The sequence below is a fragment of the Synechococcus sp. H55.2 genome (genome assembly GCF_047462495.1).
Taxonomy (GTDB): domain Bacteria; phylum Cyanobacteriota; class Cyanobacteriia; order Thermostichales; family Thermostichaceae; genus Thermostichus.
Genome location: NZ_JANSJH010000067.1, coordinates 2,793 through 7,785 on the forward strand (window position 1 = coordinate 2,793; position 4,993 = coordinate 7,785).

Annotated in this window: 6 protein-coding genes and 1 tRNA gene; 2 read left to right on the forward strand and 5 right to left on the reverse strand. The window is 61.4% G+C overall.

Annotated features, from left to right (window positions below; genetic code table 11):
• Nucleotides 1-57: 57 nt before the first annotated feature.
• A complete protein-coding gene (gene zds, locus NW844_RS08795) occupies nt 58-1,491 on the reverse strand; it encodes a 9,9'-di-cis-zeta-carotene desaturase (protein ID WP_414335013.1) in 1,434 nt (477 codons plus the stop codon).
• Nucleotides 1,492-1,631: 140 nt separating this feature from the next.
• Between zds and NW844_RS08800 the strand changes: the two genes are divergently transcribed.
• Nucleotides 1,632-1,703, forward strand: a tRNA-Gly gene (locus NW844_RS08800).
• 83 nt (nt 1,704-1,786) lie between these two features.
• On the opposite strand, the gene NW844_RS08805 is transcribed toward NW844_RS08800, so the two are convergent.
• The 4 genes from NW844_RS08805 to NW844_RS08820 form a co-directional block, all read right to left on the reverse strand.
• Nucleotides 1,787-2,527, reverse strand: coding sequence for a D-alanyl-D-alanine carboxypeptidase family protein (locus NW844_RS08805; RefSeq protein ID WP_414335014.1), 741 nt, complete (start codon nt 2,525-2,527; stop codon nt 1,787-1,789).
• A gap of 39 nt (nt 2,528-2,566) precedes the next feature.
• A complete protein-coding gene (locus NW844_RS08810) occupies nt 2,567-3,004 on the reverse strand; it encodes a peroxiredoxin (protein ID WP_414335015.1) in 438 nt (145 codons plus the stop codon).
• 70 nt (nt 3,005-3,074) lie between these two features.
• Nucleotides 3,075-3,698, reverse strand: a complete 624-nt coding sequence (locus tag NW844_RS08815) for an HD domain-containing protein (protein ID WP_414335016.1) — start codon at nt 3,696-3,698, stop codon at nt 3,075-3,077.
• Between the two features lie 104 nt (nt 3,699-3,802).
• Entirely contained in the window at nt 3,803-4,765 is a 963-nt protein-coding gene (locus NW844_RS08820) for an NYN domain-containing protein (protein WP_414335017.1), read from the reverse strand.
• A 34-nt stretch (nt 4,766-4,799) separates the two neighbouring features.
• On the opposite strand from NW844_RS08820, the gene NW844_RS08825 reads away from it, so the two are divergent.
• Nucleotides 4,800-4,993, forward strand: a 194-nt coding sequence (locus NW844_RS08825) for a hypothetical protein (RefSeq protein WP_414335018.1), incomplete at its 3' end; no start/stop codon positions are given.

Sequence of the window (4,993 nt, forward strand, 5' to 3'; positions counted from 1 at the left end):
GGGGGAACAGGAACCGCCCAGCCCCTCTCCCACCAGGGAGAGAGGAGTGTCCTCATGTCAGGGATCCCTGTGGGCAGACAGAATGGCCTGGGCGGCCAGGTGACCGGAGAGGGTAGCCCCTTCCATGCTGTCGATGTAGTCTTGGGCGGTGTAGCTGCCGGCAAAGAAGAAGTTGGGCACAGGGGTCTTCTGCTGCGGGCGATAGGGATCCATGCCCGGCGCCTCTCGATAGAGGGAGTGGGCCAGCTTGACCACGCTGTACCAGGTCAGGTTCAGTTGCCGCGACGAGGGGAAGAGCTCGTGCACTTGGTGCAGCACGTGCTGGGCAATCTGCTCGTTGGGCATGGAGATGAAGGGATCCCCCGGCGTGAGCACGCATTGCAGCAGGGATCCCTGGCCGGGCTTGTAGTAATCGGCGGGGCTGGTGAGGGCCAGGTCGGCGAAGCAGGAGAAATCGGCATCGGCGGTGTAGAGGAGGTTGTCGATGCCAAGCGGCTGCGGGTGGTCGGCGGCGCGTCTGGCCCGGCCCTTCAGCTCCGTCACCCAGCCATCGAAGCGCAATTGCACCGTTGCCACAGGTACGGATTCCAGCTTGTAGAGGTTGTCGAACTGGGGCCACTGCCGCCACACCTGTGGGATCAGCCGTTTGGCCCCTTCCACCGCCGTTGCACACACATACACATCTGCTTCCACCCGCTCGCCATTGGCCAAGACCAGGCCGGTTACCGCGTGGGGAGGAGAGTCGCTGACTTCGATGCGGCTGACTCCCCGGCGGGTATGAACCTGGCCGCCGCGGGCTTGCAGGTAGCGGACGATGGGCTGGGTGAGGTAATTGTCCGGGGATCCCTTGAGGAGGTTGAGCTTGGAGGCATCTGTTTTGCTGGCAAACATCTGAAAAATGGTCAGCATACAGCGGGCGGAAATCTGCTCCGTATCAATGAAGCCCAGGGCATAGGCAATCGGGTTCCACATCCGCTTCAGGCTGGCCTCGGATCCGCCGTGGCGGCGGAACCAATCGGCAAAGCTCATCCGATCCAAGGCGCGAATCTGCCGCATTGCTCCTTCGTAATCCAGCAGGCCACGAATCAGAGGGCTGGTGCCCAGTGCCAGGGCGTTGCGCAGTTTATCGGCCCAGGAGAGCTGCTCTGTCGTGAAGAAGGCCTTGAGGCCGTTGAAGGGCGCTCCCAGGGGAAAGCGAAAATCAAGGCTGCCCGTATGCCCGCCGCGGTTGACAAAGGTGTGGAGGTGCTGCTTGGGCAACAGGTTCTCGTAGGCCCCCACCTTTTTCATCAGGGCAAACAAGTTGCTGTAGTTGCAGAAAAAAACATGGAGGCCCATCTCGATGTGGTTGCCCTCGGCATCCTGCCAGGAGCCCACCTTGCCGCCCACAAAGGGCCGCGCCTCGTAGATCTGCACCTGGTGCCCCGCTTCCGCCAAATCGACCCCCGTGACCAAGCCGGCCAACCCTGCTCCGATAATGGCTACCCGCATCGTGATCCCCTCAACTGAGCCCCGCCAAGGGCTGACGCAACTGCAAAGAAAGATGAACTCCTCTCATTCTGGAACAAAATGCGCCGGGGATCCCTGGCTTGACAAACGACCGCAAAACTTGCCATCATAAACTTCCTGATGCGGATGTAGCTCAGTGGTAGAGCTTCTCGTTGCCAACGAGACGGTCGCGCGTTCGAATCGCGTCATCCGCTTTTTGGGCCCTCACCCCCGTCCCCTCTCCCGAAGGAAGTCAGCCCTCACCCCCGTCCCCTCTCCCGGAGGGAGAGGGGAGTTGTTAGCGCTTGTAGAAGGTCTCCAGGCTGTGGCGGTCGCCCACAAAGCGCCAGTGCCAGGGTTCGTAACTCACCCCCTGTGGGTTGCCGCGGGGAAAGGACAGCTCAAAGCCAAAACGAGCGGCATTCTTCTCCAGCCACCGGAAGGCAGGGGTGGTCTCAAAGGCTTCTTGCGTGTCCCATTGGGGAAACCGGGCATCGCCAATGTCGATGGCATAGCCCGTGTGATGCTCGCTGTAGCCGGGGGGAGCGCTGAGCGCCGCCCGTTCTTCCGGTCGCAAAGCCCGCGATTGGGCCAGTTGAAAAAACAAAAACTCCTGCTCCGCTATCGAGCGAAACCCAGAGATAGGGACGAGGCGGATCCCGTCGGCTTGGGCTGCTGCGCTCATGCGCAGGTAGCTCTCGGCAGCCGCCTGGCGCAGGCGCACCTCTCGACCGTGGTAGCTGCCCACCACCCGTAGGCTATCTGCGGGGGCCTCGGCATAGGCATAGTGCCCCAGCAGCGAGACCCGTCCATTCTGCTCAGTTGGCTGCGCCAGAGGGGGCTGACTGGCTTCTTCCAGAACTGGGGGATCTGCTGCTTGCCGGGATCCGGGTAACTGATCTATCCCCCAACCCGCCAAGAGCACCAACCCAACCACTACCAGCCCCAAGCCCAGGCGCAACCTCAAGGTAGCCGCCGAACCTTGCGCTTTTTCCACCGAAGTGGACTGGCGACGCGCAACCGGAATGTCGTCGTTCATGCGCAAGGGCCGGGCTCTCAGAGAAGAACCGAAAAGATTTTACAGGCCCAAGTCCGCCAAGATATCGCGGGCATGGGTTTCGGTGTTGATGTTCTGATAGACCTTGGCAATTTTGCCCTCGCCATCAATGACGTAGGTCACCCGCTTGGCGTAACCGCCCCCATCCACATCGTAGGCGCGGGCGATCACCCCACTGGTATCGACCAGTAGAGGGAAGGGCAAGTTGTACTTTTCGGCAAACTTTTGGTGAGAGGCCTGGTCGTCCATGCTCACCCCCAACACCACCACGTCTTTGCTCTGGTAATCGGCGTAGGTGTCGCGGAACCCGCAGGCCTCTTTGGTGCAGCCGGGGGTGTCGTCTTTGGGGTAAAAGTAGAGGACAACGGTTTTCCCGGTAAAATCGGCCAGAGAAACTTGGTTGCCGTGGGTGTCGGTGGTGTTGAACCCTGGAGCAATGGTGCCAACAGCGAGAACCATAGACAGGTGACCTGAAGAGTGCGAAAAAGAAGGCTGCCCCCAGCATTTTCTTCAGCCCTGGTCGTCTCTGTCAAGCTGTTGCCGGCTCTGACCCGGCTGCCCGTTGCAACTCGGCCACCAGCTCTTGGAGCTCCGCCGCCAGCCTAGAAGGCAGCCGTCGCCCCAGGATCTCCGCCAGCGACCGGTAGTACCACAGGGATCCCTCTTTGCCGCCGGAGAAGCGCTCCCAGAGCTGATCCCCCAGTTGGCGAAAGTCTCGCAGGATGCAGCGGACGTTGTGCAGCTTGTCGGCGGCGGCCACCAGCAAGACCGAGGCATCTGCGCTTTCCAAGTGCTTGAGATAGGCCACTTTGCGCTCTTTCCAGTTTTCTTTGGGCTCGCCCAGGGAGCTATCGCTGTCGGTGTCTGTGCATCCCAGGATGATCTGCAGCACCCGTTCTCCAAAGTGCTCCCGCAACTCCCGTTCGATCTGGGCCCGCGGCTCGCCGCTGTAGCGGGGGCCATCCTCCAGGCTGTCGTGGAGCAGGGCGGCAATGGCCTCATCTTCGTCGGCGCCGTGCTCCAGGGCGATGGACGCCACCGCCAGCAGGTGGCTGAGGTAGGGGATCCCTGTTCCCTTGCGGGTTTGAGCAGCGTGCCAGCGGTGGGCGTAGCGCATGGCCTCGGCAAACCGCGGCGTCAACTGGGTGGACATGGGTATCTCTCCATCGAGGTTGGAAGTTGAGGGGATGGGTCAGGAATGGTCTGCTGTTGGTTGTTGATTTGATTATGGGGGCAACTGGCCGGAACCGCAGGGGTTCAGCCGCTGGCCGCCGTCTGTTTTGCCGGTAGGGGCACCGGGATCCCTGTCCCTTGCCAGGCACAGAGATCGACAAAGCGATCCGCCAGGCGAATCAGCTCCGGGTGTGTGCTGGGCCGGTAGGCGGCTACCTCCAGCCGGCAGCCTTGGCTGCGGATGTGCCGGAGGGCTGGCGCGAAATCCCCATCACCGCTCAGCAGCAGCACCGTCTCGTAGCGGGAATACAGGGTCATTAAATCCACGATCAGCTCCCCATCCAGATTGGCCTTGCGGCTGCCGTCGGCACGGGTGACGACCGGCTTGGTAACCACTCGGTAGCCCAACTTTCTCAGCTCTGCCAGAAAACGGCGCTGGCCGAGGTTGTGCGGATCTGTGCCGCTGTAGAAATGCACCTCCATCTCGGTTCGGCCCTGGCCCAGCCAGCTCAACAGTCCGGGGTAGTCGAGAGGGGATCCCGATTGCTGGGCGCTGGCGTGCAGGTTAGCGCCGTCAATAAACACCCCCAGAGCTTTACGAGGGGAAGGGAGGGCTGGCTGGGACTCCACCTGCTGCTGCAGACGTTGCAATTGCGCCCGCATCGACTCCAGTTCCTGAGGAGTCGCCTGGGGCAGAGCATTGAGCCGCAGTTCTACAGCTTTGAGCCGCCGCTGGATCTGTTGAATGGCCTGCGTGGTGGGAGCCAGTTGCTGCCGCACCGATAAATGTGACGTAGGCCGAGCTTCGAGAGCGTCGATGCGCGCCTGTATCGCCCCCAGTTGGGTCGCCATCTGTTCCTGCTGCTGCCAGCTCTGCCCCAACACTTGGCAAAGCTGTTCTTCGCGGCGGCGGATGGCCGGGTAAGCCGCAGCCACAGGCAAGAGACCCCAGACGACCTGGCGGGTTACTAAGGCTGTCACCCCCAAAGCCAGGGATCCCGTCCACAGCCAGGTTAGGGAGAAGGTAGAAGTCCTACCCATGCTCATAGTCAGCTCTCCTCGGTTTGGGTGAATGGGTCTGATGGTTGCCGAGATTGGATTGCGCTCACCTCAGGGATCCTTCTTGAAGAGCGGGATGCCCAGCACTCACGGAGGCATTGAGGAGCAGCAATTCAACGACTGCAGTATGTCTGCTGTTGGAAGAGGGAGCTTCCCATTGCTGGCCGGACAAGTGGGCAACTCCAGTATTGAGGGCAGACAGAAGGCGCTCCTTTT